The 17,101-nt window shown below is 40.6% G+C and carries 16 protein-coding genes; 10 read left to right on the top strand and 6 right to left on the bottom strand.

Annotation, left to right across the window (positions count from 1 at the left end; translation table 11 throughout):
• Positions 1-17 precede the first annotated feature (17 nt).
• Together thiT and EKM65_RS11220 are read left to right on the top strand one after the other, a co-directional pair.
• Complete coding sequence (gene thiT, locus EKM65_RS04860) at positions 18-593, top strand: energy-coupled thiamine transporter ThiT (RefSeq protein WP_125606162.1); 576 nt, start codon at positions 18-20, stop codon at positions 591-593.
• A 106-nt stretch (positions 594-699) separates the two neighbouring features.
• Entirely contained in the window at positions 700-843 is a 144-nt protein-coding gene (locus EKM65_RS11220) for a hypothetical protein (protein WP_164506827.1), read from the top strand.
• A gap of 743 nt (positions 844-1,586) precedes the next feature.
• On the opposite strand, the gene EKM65_RS04855 is transcribed toward EKM65_RS11220, so the two are convergent.
• Entirely contained in the window at positions 1,587-1,811 is a 225-nt protein-coding gene (locus EKM65_RS04855; RefSeq protein WP_125606159.1) for a hypothetical protein, read from the bottom strand.
• Between the two features lie 88 nt (positions 1,812-1,899).
• Here EKM65_RS04855 and EKM65_RS04850 point away from each other — a divergent pair, with 88 nt between their 5' ends.
• Positions 1,900-4,002, top strand: a complete 2,103-nt coding sequence (locus EKM65_RS04850; protein ID WP_164506826.1) for an ABC transporter ATP-binding protein/permease — start codon at positions 1,900-1,902, stop codon at positions 4,000-4,002.
• Positions 4,003-4,399: 397 nt separating this feature from the next.
• Here EKM65_RS04850 and EKM65_RS04845 read toward each other — a convergent pair whose 3' ends face one another.
• The 4 genes from EKM65_RS04845 to EKM65_RS04830 form a co-directional block, all read right to left on the bottom strand.
• Complete coding sequence (locus EKM65_RS04845) at positions 4,400-5,137, bottom strand: sulfite exporter TauE/SafE family protein (protein ID WP_125606153.1); 738 nt, start codon at positions 5,135-5,137, stop codon at positions 4,400-4,402.
• 69 nt (positions 5,138-5,206) lie between these two features.
• Entirely contained in the window at positions 5,207-6,208 is a 1,002-nt protein-coding gene (locus EKM65_RS04840; protein ID WP_125606150.1) for a choloylglycine hydrolase family protein, read from the bottom strand.
• A gap of 125 nt (positions 6,209-6,333) precedes the next feature.
• A complete protein-coding gene (locus EKM65_RS04835) occupies positions 6,334-6,624 on the bottom strand; it encodes a DUF1827 family protein (RefSeq protein ID WP_225420402.1) in 291 nt (96 codons plus the stop codon).
• Between the two features lie 760 nt (positions 6,625-7,384).
• A complete protein-coding gene (locus EKM65_RS04830) occupies positions 7,385-9,613 on the bottom strand; it encodes an ATP-dependent Clp protease ATP-binding subunit (protein WP_125606147.1) in 2,229 nt (742 codons plus the stop codon).
• Between the two features lie 387 nt (positions 9,614-10,000).
• Here EKM65_RS04830 and EKM65_RS04825 point away from each other — a divergent pair, with 387 nt between their 5' ends.
• The 7 genes from EKM65_RS04825 (at position 10,001) to EKM65_RS04795 (ending at position 16,565) form a co-directional block, all read left to right on the top strand.
• Positions 10,001-10,186, top strand: a complete 186-nt coding sequence (locus tag EKM65_RS04825; RefSeq protein ID WP_125606144.1) for a hypothetical protein — start codon at positions 10,001-10,003, stop codon at positions 10,184-10,186.
• A 173-nt stretch (positions 10,187-10,359) separates the two neighbouring features.
• The gene (locus tag EKM65_RS04820; RefSeq protein ID WP_125606141.1) at positions 10,360-10,626 is read left to right on the top strand and encodes a phosphocarrier protein HPr; all 267 of its coding nucleotides are present in this window, start codon (positions 10,360-10,362) and stop codon (positions 10,624-10,626) included.
• Positions 10,626-12,347, top strand: a complete 1,722-nt coding sequence (ptsP, locus tag EKM65_RS04815; RefSeq protein ID WP_125606138.1) for a phosphoenolpyruvate--protein phosphotransferase — start codon at positions 10,626-10,628, stop codon at positions 12,345-12,347. The genes EKM65_RS04820 and ptsP overlap by 1 nt, the downstream gene beginning before the upstream one ends.
• Positions 12,348-12,728: 381 nt before the next feature.
• Positions 12,729-13,520 carry an ABC transporter ATP-binding protein gene (locus tag EKM65_RS04810; RefSeq protein WP_125606136.1) on the top strand — a complete coding sequence of 264 codons (792 nt, stop codon included), beginning with the start codon at positions 12,729-12,731 and terminating at the stop codon, positions 13,518-13,520.
• Complete coding sequence (locus EKM65_RS04805; RefSeq protein ID WP_125606133.1) at positions 13,517-14,503, top strand: FecCD family ABC transporter permease; 987 nt, start codon at positions 13,517-13,519, stop codon at positions 14,501-14,503. Before EKM65_RS04810 ends, EKM65_RS04805 begins: the two co-directional genes overlap by 4 nt.
• A complete protein-coding gene (locus EKM65_RS04800) occupies positions 14,496-15,488 on the top strand; it encodes a FecCD family ABC transporter permease (RefSeq protein ID WP_125606130.1) in 993 nt (330 codons plus the stop codon). Before EKM65_RS04805 ends, EKM65_RS04800 begins: the two co-directional genes overlap by 8 nt.
• Positions 15,489-15,608: 120 nt before the next feature.
• On the top strand, positions 15,609-16,565 hold the full coding sequence (locus EKM65_RS04795; RefSeq protein ID WP_125606127.1) for an ABC transporter substrate-binding protein: 957 nt from the start codon (positions 15,609-15,611) through the stop codon (positions 16,563-16,565).
• A gap of 278 nt (positions 16,566-16,843) precedes the next feature.
• Here the strand turns inward: EKM65_RS04795 and EKM65_RS04790 are convergent, their stop codons facing one another.
• Entirely contained in the window at positions 16,844-17,041 is a 198-nt protein-coding gene (locus tag EKM65_RS04790) for a hypothetical protein (RefSeq protein WP_125606124.1), read from the bottom strand.
• Positions 17,042-17,101: the final 60 nt, after the last annotated feature.

Genomic DNA, 17,101 nt, shown 5'->3' with positions numbered 1-17,101 from the left:
AAAGGAGGAGTTTTTTTATGCAAAGAAAAAATGATTTACGAATTTTAGTAGAAGGTGCTATTTTCGCTGGCTTGGCGATGGCCCTGGAATATGTGCCTCATGATTTAGGTGTGTCATCGATTCAGTTTAGTTATGGTTTGATTCCACTTGGTGTTTACAGTTTGCGGCGTGGTCCAGTGCCAGGTATGTTTGCCGGCCTAATCTGGGGACTGTTAGACATGTGGTTACGCGGTAGTGGGAGTTTATTGAATCCGGTGCAGATTATTTTGGAATATCCGATTGCCTTCGGAATTGTCGGTCTGACTGGTATCACCGGTGCCTATGTGCGTCGTAATTTACATGCCGGCAAGCTTAACCAAGCTGTTATCGGTGCGGTCGGCGGTTTTATCGTTGGTGACTTTCTCAAATACTTATGTCACTACTTTGCCGGTGTTTTCTTCTGGGGTTCTTATGCACCAAAGGGTCAGTCAGCTTGGCTGTATTCACTCGTGATCAACGGTGGCAGTTTTGTCGTTAACTTGATTATGGGCATTATCGTATTCGCGTTACTTGTGCGAGCAACACCACAATTGTTCACGCGAAATTTAGAATAAATATGAAAAGCGCACGGATAAATTGTCCGTGCTTTTTTGTGAACTGATTTGTTGCGTTTCTTCGCGCTTGCGCAAAGGTTGCATACGAAACGTGTGAGGTACCGTGGTGGAAAATAAATACTTGTCGCTGGAACGTAGTGGGTGTCGATTTGAGCCGATCGAAGTGCCAATCGTCTCAAATGCGAGCCTTAATGTAAGCAATAAATTGCCAACATTAACGTCATGTGCGCCTGGCATGGGTATCCACTAGACGGTGAAAGTACGTTACGGGCCACAGTAGTCGGAACTGTTAGTCAAAGGCAAGGCCTTCATCGTGAGATGGGGACTGAGGAAAGCTTGATGAACAAAGTACTGCACCGATGAACAAGAAGCAGCTATAAGCCGGAAATGACTGGATAAGGTAGCATGTTATATCGAAGTTCAACACTATTCAAAGTCATGACGGTAGAGCTAATGGTGACGTGGTACGAAAGTCGACGTTCTTACCCGGGGGGACCTGTGCACACGACCCTAGTATTCTTTAGAGAATACCCAAAACTTGCTCTTATATTGTATGTGAACCATGAAAATTCTAAACGGTTTTCGTATTGTTAGGTACATAGCACGATGATTACTCATTTTAAATATTTATTAGGAAGTAGCTGTGAAAAAATGAGTATATTAAAAGGGCAATGAATGTTTGACATAAATTCATTGCCCGAATTTTAAACTTTATACACATTTAAAAGGCTTGTGATTGTTGTATTATTATACTTAACTGATATGGAATTTGTGTTTTAAATTAGCATTTATTATTGTACAGAGATTTATTTTACTAGCCCTTCTAGAATTGAACACCGATAGTTTGCGTATCGGAAGTGAGATTTAAACTTACCCATGCAGTATTCACACCATAATGATTAGTGGCTTGTCCATATAAGTGCATGCCACGTGGTGTTTTTGAAGTCCACATTCTTTTTCCTGCAATCCAGTGCCCAACGGCTGATCCAGAATTTATCCATTTAGAAGAGACGCGGCCACTGTTAGGATATGAGTACCCTGTTCCATTAATGTAAACCAACCACTTACCCAACCACCATGGGCATGCCAGTTATAGGTTGGTTTTCTAGTAACATACCCCGATGCCTGTACTTCATTCCCCCGTGATGAAGTACTTGAGACGAATAAACCCAAAGCTAATGTAGCTATTACAATAGCAATTGTGATAAACTTCTTCATGTAAAGATCTCCTTTGTTATCTCTGTACATGTGTAATTCTATTTTTAACAATCAAAGAGGTCAACAAAAGTTTTGGGGGTGCGATAATATGTCAAAGTTGGTTATAAATTCTCTAGATATTAAATTTGAAAAAGAAATATTAAAGAGGGTATCATATGAGTTTGATTCGGGTAAGGTCTATCTCATTAAAGGAGAGTCTGGGATTGGAAAATCATCTTTATTGAATGTTCTTGGCCTTTTGCGGCGGCCGTCTGCGGGGCAAGTATATTTTAACGATGTGAATTTGTGGGATTTAAATGATTCTGACAGAGCAAATTTTAGGATTAAAAATTTCGGTTTTATATTTCAGGAACATAATTTAGTTAAGCAATTAAGTCTTGAACAAAATATTACGATTCCACTTTTAAAAACAACACTATCAGTACAAGATAGGCGAAGGATTGTAGATAATACTATTAATTCTTTAAATTTAAGCGGTAAACAAAAAGTCAACTCAAACCAACTATCTGGCGGTGAAGATCAACGAGGTGCAATTGCTCGTGCATTGGTCACTGATGCAGAAGTGTTGTTTGCAGACGAGCCTACCAACTCGCTTGATCACAACAATGCTGTTCAGCTATATGAAAAGCTACAATCTTTAGCCCATGAACAAAACAAGATTGTTATCATAGTTTCACATGAAGAATTACCTGTTGCCTACGCCGATGTTGTACTTAGCATCAATAATACAAAACTTATTGGGATATCGAATAGGTCAGTAGATTTGGCAAAGACTAACCAAGTAGAACTGAAAACGAATAAGCCAAATTTTGTGACTAGACTCGATTTTAATAGTGCGCTTCAATATAACAAAATTAATCAACAGACTCGTCGGCAGATTCCAATGTTGATATTAATTGTTATTATTGCTTTACTGAGTGTTTCTAGCCTGATATTGACAATGCCGAAAATATTAGCCAGTCAGCAAGAAGCGTCCTTGAATAGTGCGACCGATAATTCGATTTTTATTACTAATGATACGATTAAGAGTAAGAGTGGTCAGGATCTTGATCCGATGAGAGACTTTACTACAAAAGAAATATCCGAAATAAAGCATCTCCCTGATGTCATCTCACTGAATAAGTATTTCACTTTTGTATCATACGGCCTCACTAAAAACAACGTGCGTTCCGCTGTGCCCAACTCGACTTCAATCAGGGTACAAAATAAGCGCTATACAATATCTAAAACTTTTTCAATTCAGCCAATTTATAAAAGTGATTTAATCAAGAAGTACCTTTATACGCTAGGTCAAGCAAAAAAGGAGGGACATAATTTTGTTGTTAGCCAGAGTTTTCTAGCTGATAATAAAATTCCGATTCATAATATTGTGGGTAAAACTTTACGCCTACAAATCTATGTTCCTTACGCCCAATATATATCAACTAGCGAACTTCCTAATAATAATAAGAAAATTGTTAAGACAGATGGCAATATTTACACGCAGATCTTACTCGCAAGGAAAGTGACAGGTGTTTACGCTGATAACTATCCGTACAATCGTTCAGAAAATAGTAACGCGCTATTCCTTGATTATGTAACCATGAATAAGATGCTTCAAGATGCAATCAAAGAAAATATTCAAAAGAAGCGTATCTTCCCCGAATTTAAACAGCGTGGCTTTGGAGTGAGTGCATTAGTTGTCCAAGCAAAAAACTTTAACAATATGACATCATTGACGCATGCAGTTCAATCAATGTCACCTATCTATAATGTGAGTTCAATAGCACAAAATGTTGATTCCTTGAACGATAGCGTTAAAAAAACTCAAAAATCTGTTACGAATATGGCACTGATGATAATAGTCGGTACTATCGCAACACTCACGATTACATTTTTCCTAACCAATAAAAATAGATTTGTGGAAATTGGTATTTTGAAGGCGATTGGTTTCACCACTGCCGATATTCGGCGAATCTTGTTAATAAATGGTATTCGCTATAGTGTGATATTGTTCGTGTGTTCTGAAATCCTTGATGTTATTTCGATGCTATTCATTAATAATGTAGTGCCGATTGATTTGATAAAAGTACTTTTATCTGCATTTGTTACAAATGTATTTCTTAGCTTTGGAATTGTATTAATAGCAAGTTTACTGCCCATCCATAATTTGAGTCATATTGATCCTTTGGAGATAATTAAGAAACATTAACGGTCAAAAATATTTTGTTTTATAGGCTCTCAAATACAAGGTGACATTGTTTATTCTTTAGATAAGTGATGATAACTGGTTTTCTTAGTTCGATAATTTTTAACAATTTTAAATTTCAATTAAAGGATATTTTTCCATAATAAAAGGCTCCAAATCAGTTAGTTCTTGCCTAACTTTTTGGAGCCCTTAAAATTTTGAGAAGTATAAATTTGCGGTTAAGCTGTACTAACGCACTTTTATCAGTGCCGGAGGGAAATCGCAGTCAGCCGCGCAAGCTCGCAGCGTTCCACCAGCATATTTTCCGTAGGCACGGAGAATCGCAAGATAACAGTTCTAGGACTTAGCACTTAATCAAGGCCAGGTTGACACTAAGCCCAATATTTTGCGTACACTATTTTTAATAAGCTTGGACAAATAAGGTGATGGCCAGAATAATAGCGCCGATGCCGATTAGGATTTTTAATAGATGGGTTGAGGTGTGACGGACGATAATAGGACCAATGTAACCGCCGATTAGAAAGCCTAGGGCTAGCGGAATAATCCAGCGCCACATTAATTGGATGTGTGTGCCATAAATAATTGCTGATAGCACATTAGCAACAGCGAAGATCATGTTTTTCTCAGCATTGTATTTAACGAAAGGTTCGCTGCTAATCACGCCAAGCAGGGCCAGCATCAAAACACCGGCGGCGGCACCGAAGTAGCCTGAATAAACGCCGACGAAAAAAACACCGATTAACGCCCAAACTTTAGCACCAGGCTTGGCAGTCTTACTTGGCTGACGGTTAAAAGGGATTAATTCAGCGATTGCCGCGAATAGAATAAAGAACGGGACAACTCTTTCAAAAGTTTTCGCGGGAATTGCAAATAGTAACAAGGCGCCAACAATACAGCCTAAAAGTGTAATCGGCAAAAAAGTCCACAATTCGTGATGTGCGCCACGCAATTCTTTTTGAGATGATACAGTTGCGCCAATGCCTGAAAAAATCAACGCCACTGTATCCGTAACGTTGGCGGCAATTGGCGGTAAGCCCAGCGCCAATAATGCCGGGTAGGCGACTAGAGATGCCAGCCCTGCTACGGCGTTACAAATTCCTGCTAAAACACCCACGATAATTAAAATAAATCCTAACAAGTTATGCCCAACTTCCTGTTTATTACTTAATTACAGTATAGGTTTTTTTAGACCATTGTGAAACCATTTTTAATTAATTATTGGTGTCGCCAATGGTTGGATCGTCTGTTGTTGAGGAATTGAAAAAATTAATGGCCGAGTCGCAGTCAATAAATAATCCGCTAAATTAAGACTATAAATTGTTTGATCTTGATAGGGTTGTAAATAATAAGTCGTGGTTTCCAGGTTGAAATAAGCCCGGTACTGTGTGTATTCTTCGGTACCATCGGCCATTAATTTAACACCTTTAACAATATCGACATTATTTAAAATATGACATAGGGTATTGATAGCCGCTAAATCGTTAGCAGGTTGTGCTGCAAAACCTCTGAGAAAGCTTGCTCTAATAAAACGGGCAGTTGAAGTGTAATCACCGGGTAATCCCAAAGTACCAGAGCCTGGTCCTAAATCTTTAACCGTTAAATTGTGATAGATCCGCTGTGGATGTGGTGTTGGCTGTAGTTGTGTGTAATTCTGTAAATTTCTAAGATGCCATTCAAATTCTGGTGAATTCGTCAGTACACCGACGGGATTTTCAATTAATTTTAAACCCTCAGCGTGTGCTTCTAAAACATAACAATTACCGGTCCGATCGGCTAATAGCCAATGTAGCGGCACGCTAATTTGCAACAGGCGGTTGGGAATACCAACAATATTTAATTGCGGTAGGTAGTCAGTTAATTCTGTTACCTCACGCAAATTGCCTAAGAGCCAATTTAAAACTTCGTGGGTTGCTAAATTAATTTTGCCAGTATCAGTATTGGGTTGAGTTTGGTAGACTGACTCGTTGAGGTAAAGGGCAGCGCCGCTGAGACCATGCTCATTGACGCCATCGATTAAAATATTATCACCAACATTTCGTCCCGTGCCAATAAAGCCATATTTGGTTGAATATTGCGTTCCTAAATCACTCGTAAATGTGTGCTCGCGAGGAATGAAGATGGGGTGCGCCGCTAATTCAAAATCAAAATCCATTGTACGTGCTAAAAAGTGATGTTGTTGCTGGGATTGTAAAGTAAGACTGGTACACATGCTAATCCTCCTAACTAAAATTGTCGTGGTAAAAGTAGAAATACCCCATCAGTGTTAGACCAATGCTAGCAGTGATGGGGTATTTAGACCAAGTTTTGAGTCATATTGGATAGCCGACCTTTTAATTATTGCGCAATAGGTAATGTGATTGAAACTTCGGCAATGTTTTTGCCATGAATAGTTGCAACTTGATTGGGTTTAGCATTGGTCAAGTTGTTAACGACGAATTCGATTTCGTCATCGCGGATATTACGATGGTCACTTTTGAGTAAAATTTCTTCGTGAGTTGGGGCTTTTGTATAGATCACGGTAAGATTACCAAGTGAGTAGACCTTGACTAACTTGGCATCGGTTCCAGCCAATTGGTTGTGTACGAGATCGCGAAAATTGTTAGTTACGTCAAAAAGCCGCATCATACCACTCCTAAAAAATATATTTGCCTTAATTATAAAATAAAATTGTGACGCATACCATTGATTAGACTTAAATATTCGGAAACTTTTTGCACCTTTGTAAACGATCTCATTTCTTCTCTGCCAAAGGGTTGTGGTTGGTTTTAAGCTGGATAAATCCAATCGCAACGTTTTATTGTGAGCGGCAAATCCTAGAACTGTTATCTTGCTGTTCTCCGTGCCTACGGGAAATACGCTGGTGGAACGCTGCGAGTTTGATTTGAGCCAAATCAAAAACGATTTGTCTCAAATACAAACTTTCTTGTAAGTGGTAAACCACCAACAAGAATACCGCGGCTGACCGCGATTTCCCTCCGGCACTGATGAACGAGCGTTAGTGCAACCAAACTTCAAGCTTATACTTCTAAAAATTGGATAGTGATTCAACTACTCGTTAATTCAGCGCTTGCGCAAAGGTTGCCATCTTGCTAGCTCAGTGGCGGCGAAATAATACCGCTCAGTAGTGAAATTATTGTTGGTGATTTATCACCTACAATAAGGTTCGTATTTGAGACGATTTGTACTTTAATCGGCTCAAATCGACACCCACTACGTTCCAGCACAAAGTATTATTTCGCCGCCACGACAGCGCGCACGTTTCGTATGCAACCTTTGCGCAAGCGCGGAAAACCACAACAAAACAGTCCTAGTTTCCACTGTCTTAATCAGCAACGCACGACAAAAAAATCCCCTGCAAAAACAGCAGGGGATAAAGCTAGCTTAATTAATCAGTTGTTGTTGCGTTAACGGTTGCTTCGGCTTGATCAGCACGTGCGGTGGTAATTTTAATTTCACCATTTTCAATCCGAGCTTCTAATTGCTTATCTTTAGGATGATCAAGATAAAAGTCAGCAACACGATCTTCGATTTGCTCTTGAATCACACGCCGAAGTGGCCGCGCACCCATCTTGGGATCATATCCAAGTTCAACCAATTTTTCTTTAACCGGCTCAGTCACGTGAATAGTTAAACCTTTGTCGGCAATCATATTGTTGGTATCAACAATCATCAAGTCAACGATCCGGTTCAAGTCTTGCTTAGTCAATGAATTGAATTCGACAATATCATCGAAACGATTCAAGAACTCAGGCTTGAAGAATTCAGTTAACTTGCTAACAACAGAGTGCGTTGAACCACTTGCAGCGGCGCCAAAGCCAACATTGGCTTCGACATCACCTTGGCCGGCATTAGACGTCATGATGATAATCGTATCCTTAAAGGAAACGGTCCGGCCTTGCGAGTCGGTCAAACGGCCATCATCCAAAATCTGCAAGAACATATGCATAACGTCAGGATGCGCTTTTTCAATTTCATCAAGCAGAATTAAACTGTAAGGATTACGCCGAACTTTTTCGGTTAATTGGCCTGCTTCTTCATAGCCAACGTAGCCTGGAGGCGAACCGATTAACTTAGACACACTGTGTTTCTCCATGTATTCACTCATGTCGAAACGGATCATCGCGTCTTCAGAGCCGAACAGTTCCTTAGCCAATTGCTTAGCTAATTCAGTTTTACCAACACCAGTAGGGCCAACGAAGAGGAAAGAACCGATTGGTCGACCGGATTTGTTAAAGCCAATCCGATTACGCCTAATGGCCTTGGCGACTGTCGCTACGGCTTGATCTTGACCAACCACATGTTGTTGCAGATCAGAGGCTAAGTTCTTCAATTGTGCTTGCTCTTGTTCACGTAATTCACCGACAGGAATATTGGTTTTTTCTTCGACAATTTTTTCCATATCTTTTTCGTCAACAACGGCATGATCGCCATCAGAACCAGCTTGGTTGTTCTTCATCTTATTGAGCTTTTCGATTTGATCGCGGAAATAAGCGGCGCGTTCATAATCTTCTTGCTGCAATGCCTCTTGTTTTTGTGATTCGGCTGATTGAATCTTTTCTTCCAATAACTTAGGATCAACATTGGTTAAGGTCAAATTCTTCTTCGATCCAGCTTCATCGAGTAAATCGATGGCTTTATCAGGTAAGAAACGATCTTGAATATAGCGTGCCGAAAGTTTAGCTGCAGCATCAATCGCAGCCTCGGTATATTTGACATGATGGTAATCTTCGTAGCGAGGTTGCAAGCCGTGCAAAATCTTAATGGTTTCGTCAATTGTCGGTTCATCAACCGTAACAGGCTGCAAACGACGAGCCAAAGCTGAATCTTTCTCAATCGTGCGGTATTCATTTAAGGTCGTTGCACCAACTAATTGAATATCACCACGGGCGAGCGCAGGTTTCAGAACGTTTCCAGCGTCCATGCCACCTTCTGCATTACCAGCACCGACGATTTCGTGAATCTCATCAATAAATAGAATAATATTTGCGTTCTTCTTCAATTCTTGAATTAATTGTTGCATCCGTTGCTCGAATTGACCACGGACACCTGTGCCTTGAACCAGAGAAACAACGTCTAAACGAATGACTTCTTTATTTTGTAGTTTGGCAGGAACATTGCCGTCAGCAATTTTTTGTGCTAAACCTTCAACAACTGCAGTTTTACCAACACCAGCTTCACCAATGAGAACTGGATTATTTTTTGTACGACGATTCAAAATTTCGATGACGCGGGCGATTTCCTTATCGCGACCGATCACGGGATCGATCTGACCTTGACGTGCTTGATCGGTTAGGTTAACACCGTATTGTGCAAGGATGCCATTCCCGCGACGACCACCACGTCCACCTTGTTGCACTTGTCCTTGTTGCGGATTTTGTGCTTGCTGGAATTGGTTAGCATCGTTAGGATTTTGACCACCCATTGCACGGAAGAGATCATCTAAGTTTGAAAAGCCAAATGGATCTTGTGCCATACTTGGTTCACTTCCTTGAGCAACTTGATTTTTGAGTTTTTGATAACAGTTCTGACAAAGATCAATTTCGCGACGTTGACCATTTACAGTGGTATATAAATGAATCGTCGCTTCATTCTGTTGACAATTTTGACAAAGCATTTTATGCATCACGCCTTTCAGATCTGCTTTGATCAGTTATGATGATCAGAAAAAATAGTTTGACCATTTCTGACCTATGTTGATATTATAGCTTTAGCACTCTTGATGTGCAAGTGCTAAGCCTCGAACAATTTATTTGCTGGACAACAGGAAATATCCATGCTTAAATGAAGGAGTTACGCGAATTGGAATTAGCAAAAAATTCCGACTCTTTTTTGTTTTAGGTTGTCGCAAAACGAAAGTCTGAGTGTTAATGTCTTAACGACATCACGCTGTTTATTCAAAAATCTGGGTAGACAGTGTTGCTAGATTAAGCATTGAACTCAATTTGACTTTCGTCTTACTTCTTCATTATTTTCTAACATTGGCTGAAAGAAGGCAAAAATTATGACCGAAAAATATCAACAAGATTTAGCAGATTTGTTAAGTGGTCAGGTTAGTGAAGTTGTGGTTCAGGCGAGCGACTTTAATGAATTCGTTAAAGTATGGGAGCAATTGCCACAGCGTAAAGAAATTGTTGGCAATGCACAACGAAATGGTACAGTAATTTATCACTTGTCTGAAAGCGTTTAACATCAACCGACATAGGAAATTACAACGCTTTATTTAACGAAAATTCTTGTAGTATTGTTCAAAAAATGTTAGCATTTAAGTTGAAGTGAACAGACTCCACCAGGGGACTGTTTCCTGGTTTGACTTTTTGGTCAAACCTAAAATTTTTTATATCACAAAGGAGTTCATATATTATGGAAAAACGCGATTTTCATATTGTTGCTGAAACTGGTATTCATGCACGCCCAGCAACTTTATTAGTACAGGCAGCAAGCAAGTTCAACTCTGACATCAACCTTGAATATAAAGGCAAATCAGTTAACTTGAAGTCAATCATGGGCGTTATGTCTCTTGGTGTTGGCCAAGGCGCAGACGTTACAATCTCTGCTGAAGGTACTGATGAAGCTGATGCCATCAACGCAATCGTTGATACGATGAAGAAAGAGGGACTTACTGAATAATGACTAAGACCTTGAAAGGGATTGCGGCTAGTGACGGCATTGCAATTGCCAAAGCCTATCTCCTTGTTCAACCTGATTTGTCATTTTCAAAGTCTGCAATTGATGATGTAACAAAAGAGACTGATCGTTTGCAAAGCGCCATCGATAAATCTCACGACGAGTTACAACAAATTCGTGATAGTGCCGCTAAATCCTTGGGTGAAGAAGAAGCCCAAGTTTTTGATGCACATATGATGATTTTGGCAGATCCAGAATTTACTGGCGCCGTTAAGTCAAAGATCACCGATGAGAATGTTAATGCTGAGGCCGCATTGGACGAAGTATCAACAACTTTCATTAAAATGTTTGAAGCAATGACCGATAATCCTTACATGCAAGAGCGTGCGGCAGATGTTCGCGACGTTACGAAGCGTGTGATGGCTCATTTATTAGGCGTTGAATTACCTAATCCAGCGTTAATTCATGAGGAAGTTGTCATCGTCGCACATGATCTGACGCCGAGTGATACTGCTCAGTTGAATAAGAAATACGTAAAAGCCTTTGTTACTGATATTGGTGGTCGTACCGCCCATTCCGCAATTATGGCCCGGACGCTTGAAATCCCTGCTATTGTCGGCGCTGAAAGCGTTACGACAGATATTGCGGCTGGCGATGAAGTCATCGTTGATGGTAACACTGGTGATATTGTAATTAAGCCAAGTGCTGAAGAAGTAACGAAATATCAAACTGCTGCTGAAGCTTTCGCAACACAAAAAGCTGAATGGCAAAAGTTAAAGAATGCGACTACTGAAACAGCAAATGGTGTCCACTTCGAATTAGCCGCTAATATTGGAACACCTAAAGATTTACAAGGTGTTCTTGATAATGGTGCAGAAGCTGTTGGCTTGTATCGAACTGAATTCTTATATATGGATTCAGCCGAATTACCATCAGAAGATGATCAATTCGAAGCTTACAAGGCTGTTCTTGAAGGAATGAATGGTAAACCTGTTGTTGTACGAACAATGGATATTGGTGGAGATAAACATTTACCATACTTACCACTTCCTGAAGAAATGAACCCATTCTTAGGTTATCGTGCTATCCGAATTAGTTTGGATCGTCAAGATATCTTTAGAACTCAGTTGCGTGCCTTATTACGCGCATCTGCATTCGGTCGTTTGCGAATTATGTTCCCAATGATCGCAACCTTGCAAGAATTCCGTCAGGCTAAAGGTGTTCTTGAAGAAGAAAAAGCCAAGTTAGTCGCTGATGGCGTCAAAGTTGGTAACATTGAAGTCGGTATCATGATCGAAATCCCAGCTGCAGCAGTGTTAGCTGATCAATTTGCTAAAGAAGTTGACTTCTTTAGTATCGGGACTAACGACTTGATTCAATATACAATGGCTGCTGATCGTGGTAACGAGCACGTTTCCTATCTCTATCAACCTTATAACCCTTCAATTCTGCGCTTAATTAAGCACGTCATTGATTCTGCACATGCAGAGGGTAAATGGGCCGGTATGTGTGGCGAAGCTGCTGGCGACCCAATTATGGTACCTTTGCTAGTTGGTTTGGGGTTAGATGAATTCTCAATGAGTGCGACTTCAATCTTGAAGGTTCGTTCATTGATGAAACATTTGAACACTGACGAAATGGCTAAACTTACCGAAACAGCATTGAATGTTTCTTTGACCAATGATGAGAATATCAAGCTAGTTAAAGAAAACGTTAAATATTAAGCGATAATAAACTAACAGCGCAAATTCTAATATTGAATTTGCGCTGTTTTTCTATGCAATTTTTTGATTTTTGTACATAAAGAAGTACGCACTTCAATTGACAGAATTACGCCGCAAAATTTTTTCAGAATTATTTTTTAATCGTTCGAATTTACCGGCAATATTTTTAACTGCAGTACGCGCATTCTATTAAAACTACATAAGAATTGTTCTAAGTAGAATCACGCCAAACTCGCTTATTTCAAACGATTAATTCCTGACACACCGTTTATCATCATATCGAATAATGATATTATTAATTATCGGAATAATTATTTAAACGTGTTCTGAAATGCCCCGACTTATTTTTCGACTAAGTTAGCGAATGGAAAGGTCTTTTAAATGAACGCAATTGTTGGTCAAGAGTTAACGATTGGTTATGGTAAAAAAACAATCATTCAAAAGCAAAGCTTAAAAATTGCGACCGGACAAATTACAGGGTTGATTGGGCCGAATGGCAGTGGTAAATCAATGCTACTGAAAGCACTTTGCGGGATTAATCCCATAATAAGTGGTTCGGTGCTTATTAATGAACAACAATTGGCAACGATGCCGAACAAAATGCGGGCGAAGATGATTGCTTATTTAGCCCAAACACCAATTGTGCCCGGTGATTTAACCGTCTTGAATCTTGTTAAAATGGGACGTTACGCCTTTTATCACGGACTAATGAATCGGGATGAATCCGGGAAGGCACAAGTTTATCAAGCCATGGTTGCAGCTAAAGTTGATGACTTGGCCAATCGCCGGATTGATTCGCTGTCTGGTGGTCAAAGGCAGCGTGCTTTTATCGCGATGACATTGGTGCACAACAGTCCGATTATTATGCTCGATGAACCAACGACATACTTGGATTTAACGCATCAACTGGGAATTTTGAATTTGCTAAAGGAATTAAATTTAACTCAACAAAAAACGGTCGTGCTGGTCTTACACGACTTGAACCAAGCCGCCCAATATTGCGATCAGTTATTGTGTATTCAAGACGGCCGTATTATTAAAACTGGTACGCCAAAAGAAGTTTTGACAGCGTCATTATTGGCCAAAACATTTCAAGTGACGGCAGATATTACTTATCACTCAGCCCGGCAATATCCACAATTGCAAGATTATGAAACGCTGGTGCAATCATGAAGATTGCTAGATTAGCGCGCTTAAATTTATTATTGGTTATCTTGCTTATTGTCGTTTTTATTTTGAATTTAGCCGGCGGTGTTCATTGGTATGCACCAAGTTTATTATGGCAATCTCAGCACACACTAGCGCAACAAATTATGTGGTCAATTCGCCTGCCGCGCGCTTTGGCCGCAGCGCTGGTTGGTGCCTTATTAGCGTTGAGTGGTCAATTAATGCAAACGTTGTCCAAAAATCCAATTGCAGATCCATCAATTCTAGGCGTGAACGCGGGAGCAATGTTGGCACTCATGCTGGGGTCGGTTGCTGGGATTACGCTGTCGGTTATCAATACTATTTGGTTGAGCATTGTCGGTGCAACACTCGCCTTTGTGGTTGTTTTGATGTTAGCGATGACGCGCCAGGGTTTGGATCCTTTGCGCTTTATTTTAGGCGGGACAGTTTTTTCTGGTTTTGTCAGTTGCCTTGCTTATGCTGTCAGTTTATTGACCAATACGACGATGCAGTTCCGCAATTTATTAGTTGGTGGTTTTAGTGATACGACTTTTAAACAGGTTATTTTTTTAGTGGTGGGCTTGTTTGTGGTGACGTTGATGATCACCTTTAATCGCAAAAGTTTAACGCTCATGGTCTTTGATGATGCAACGGCGCGTTCATTAGGGGCACGACCGGGATTGACACGGGCAATCGGTGCTTTGGTGATTGTCATTAGTGCTGGTTGTAGTGTGGCTGTGGCCGGAAATATTGGTTTCGTCGGCTTGGGAATTCCAGCTATCATTCATTATTTGCATCCAGATTCTTTGGAACGCAATATCTTACCCAATTTGTTACTGGGTGCTGTTTTTATGTTACTGATTGATTTCGTTGCGAAAACTTTAGTGGCACCGACGGAACTGCCATTGGCGGCTTTAAGTGCGATTTGCGGCGGCGCATTTTTGTTAATCGTGATTGCCCGCGAAGGTCAGGTGTTAACCGATGAGTAAACGACGCATCATTGGCTGTCTTTTAGGCTGTGGGTTATTGCTATTGCTGTTGTGTGTGGCGCTGTTGTCACTGGGTGAAATTCGTCTTGGTTTTGGTGCCACATTGCGAAGTATGTTTGGACGGTCAACCGATCAACTGACTAATTTGGTGATTTGGGATATTCGCATGCCTTATCTAGGAGCAGCACTAATTACTGGTAGCTGTTTAGCAGTTAGCGGTTTAATTTTACAGATATTAACCGGCAATCCGCTGGTTGATTCCAGTATCTTAGGCGTCAATGCTGGTGCTAGTTTAGGTGCGGTCATCCTGATTGGTTTAGCCAGCCGTTTTAAAGGCCTAAATATTGATCAATGGTTGCCATTAGCAGCGTTGATTGGCGCAGTGCTGAGTTTTATCGTGGTTAGTGCCATTAGCAGAAACGGTGCCAAGATGAAAATTCTACTAGGTGGCGTTGCCCTGACCGCTTTGTTGAATGGCATTATTTTAATGATCGAATTAAGTTTGAACAAGTTCGATTTTGATAAAATTTTAGTTTGGTTAAGTGGCAGTTTTTGGAACACCGATCGTAAATTCCTTTTGATATATGGCGTACTGACACTGATGCTTTTGTTAGTGACGGTGACAGTTCATTCGGAGTTAGCAACATTTGTGCTTGGTGAACCAATGGCCCAAAGTATCGGCGTCAACGTTAAATTTATGCGCTACTTGCTCATGTCGCTGGCTGTTGCTTTGGCAGCAGTTGCAGTGTCTGTTGGCGGCGCAATCAGCATTGTTGGTCTGATGGCGCCGCGTATTGCTAAGCGACTAGTCGGCAGCCAAATGCGCGTGCTATTACCGGCTAGTTGTGTCATTGGTTGCATCATAATGGTTTTAGCTACATTGGTCGCAAATAATTTATTTTTACCGTCGGTTTTACCTGTTGGTCTAGTAACTGGCGTGATTACGATGCCATATTTCTTATATTTATTATTTAAAACAAACTAGGGCTGTGTCTCGACTGGGCGAACTTTGCCTTAGTCGAATGGACGCCGTCACGAACATCGGAAGTTTCTTAGTGTTTTTTGCTAAGAAACGATCATTAGAGTGAGTTAGGAGAAATTAATAATGATGAAAAAACGTAGCATACTTGGTATCGGTTTGTTATTTTTAAGTTTAGCGATGGCTGGTTGTGGCAAGGCAACGACGACAAAATCAGCCAATGCGCAAACAACAACAACACGTACAATTACGGCTGACAACGGTCAGGTTAAAGTCCCGCTTCATCCGCAACGTGTGGTTGCAACAGTTTATACTGGTGAAGTCATGGCGTTGGGCGTCAATGTCGTTGGGTCAACGAGTATGGATTTAGCCAATCCGTTTTTGAATCAGCGGACTGTCCATAAAGTCAAAAATTTAGGGAACGCCTTAAATGTTGAAGCTGTTTTAAAGTTGAAACCAGATTTAATCATTACCAGCAATGAAGCGGATGTTAAAGCTTTGAAAAAAGTGGCACCAGTTGTGTATCTTAAATATGGCACCAAGGCTAACGTTTATCAAACGTTGACGAAGTTTGGTCGAATTTTGAACCGCTCGACTCAGGCCAAAAAAGTGGCCACAGATTTACGAACAACTAGTCAAAAAAATGTAACCAAACTAAAAGCAGCCGGCATCAATCCCAACGTGACTACAGTTGGCTTCTATGAGATGCAGAATAATAAATTATATGTACAAGGTTCAAGCTGGGGACGGGGCGGCGAAGCTTTAATCAGTGGCTTAGGTTTCAAACTACCTACTTCAATCGCTAAAATTCAAGAAGGCATTGGTTACAAGCAAATTTCTACAGAATCGTTACCACGATACGCCGCGGATTGGATGCTATTCACCAGCTTTAGTACTGCAAAAAAGGGCAATACACAAGTGATTAACGACTTGAAAAATAATGTCGTTTGGCAAACATTACCAGCGGTCAAAGCCAAACACGTCATCGAACTGCCATTCAGCAAGATGTACTATTATGACCCAGCAGCAGTCAAAGGTCAGATTAAAATGATTACCAACGCGATGTTGGCCGCAAATAAATAAAAGTACGAGGAGTTGAGAATTTTTTCTCAGCTCTATTTTTTTGGCTGAAAACAGCTATGTTGTGCTTCTTCGTACCTACGGGAAATGCGCTGGTGGAACGCTGCGAGTTTGATTTGAGCCAAAACAAAGCCCGATTTGGCTCAAATACAAACTTTCTTGTAAGTGGTAAACCACCAACAAGAATTCCGCGGCTGACCGCGATTTCCCTCCAGCACTGACGAAAGTGTGTTAGTGCCAACTTAAGCGCAAATTTACACTTCTTAAAATTGAAAGGTAATTCAACCACTTGTCAATTCAGCGCTTGCGCAAAGGTTGCCCTCTTGTCTGTTTAGTGGTGGAAAATAAATACCGCTCAGTAGTGACATTAATGTTGGCAATTTATTGCTTACATTAAGGCGCGTATTTGAGACGATTTGTATTTTAATCGGCTCAAATCGACGCCCACTACGTTCCAGCGACAAGTATTTATTTTCCACCACGGTACTCGCATGTTCCGTATGCAACCTTTGCGTAAGCGCGAAGAATTACAACAAAAC

The sequence above is a fragment of the Lapidilactobacillus bayanensis genome, from assembly GCF_003946695.1.
Lineage (GTDB): Bacteria > Bacillota > Bacilli > Lactobacillales > Lactobacillaceae > Lapidilactobacillus > Lapidilactobacillus bayanensis.
Note: the sequence above shows the minus strand (reverse complement) of the source record. Positions and strands in the feature narration are given on the sequence as shown.

Coding starts and splice junctions, on each gene's coding strand:
- thiT (WP_125606162.1), top strand. CDS start 18: ATGCAAAGAAAAAATGATTTACGAATTTTAGTAGAAGGTGCTATTTTC.
- EKM65_RS04855 (WP_125606159.1), bottom strand. CDS start 1,811: ATGAAGAAGTTTATCACAATTGCTATTGTAATAGCTACATTAGCTTTG.
- EKM65_RS04850 (WP_164506826.1), top strand. CDS start 1,900: ATGTCAAAGTTGGTTATAAATTCTCTAGATATTAAATTTGAAAAAGAA.
- EKM65_RS04840 (WP_125606150.1), bottom strand. CDS start 6,208: ATGTGTACCAGTCTTACTTTACAATCCCAGCAACAACATCACTTTTTA.
- EKM65_RS04835 (WP_225420402.1), bottom strand. CDS start 6,624: ATGATGCGGCTTTTTGACGTAACTAACAATTTTCGCGATCTCGTACAC.
- EKM65_RS04830 (WP_125606147.1), bottom strand. CDS start 9,613: ATGCTTTGTCAAAATTGTCAACAGAATGAAGCGACGATTCATTTATAT.
- EKM65_RS04825 (WP_125606144.1), top strand. CDS start 10,001: ATGACCGAAAAATATCAACAAGATTTAGCAGATTTGTTAAGTGGTCAG.
- EKM65_RS04820 (WP_125606141.1), top strand. CDS start 10,360: ATGGAAAAACGCGATTTTCATATTGTTGCTGAAACTGGTATTCATGCA.
- ptsP (WP_125606138.1), top strand. CDS start 10,626: ATGACTAAGACCTTGAAAGGGATTGCGGCTAGTGACGGCATTGCAATT.
- EKM65_RS04810 (WP_125606136.1), top strand. CDS start 12,729: ATGAACGCAATTGTTGGTCAAGAGTTAACGATTGGTTATGGTAAAAAA.
- EKM65_RS04805 (WP_125606133.1), top strand. CDS start 13,517: ATGAAGATTGCTAGATTAGCGCGCTTAAATTTATTATTGGTTATCTTG.
- EKM65_RS04800 (WP_125606130.1), top strand. CDS start 14,496: ATGAGTAAACGACGCATCATTGGCTGTCTTTTAGGCTGTGGGTTATTG.
- EKM65_RS04795 (WP_125606127.1), top strand. CDS start 15,609: ATGATGAAAAAACGTAGCATACTTGGTATCGGTTTGTTATTTTTAAGT.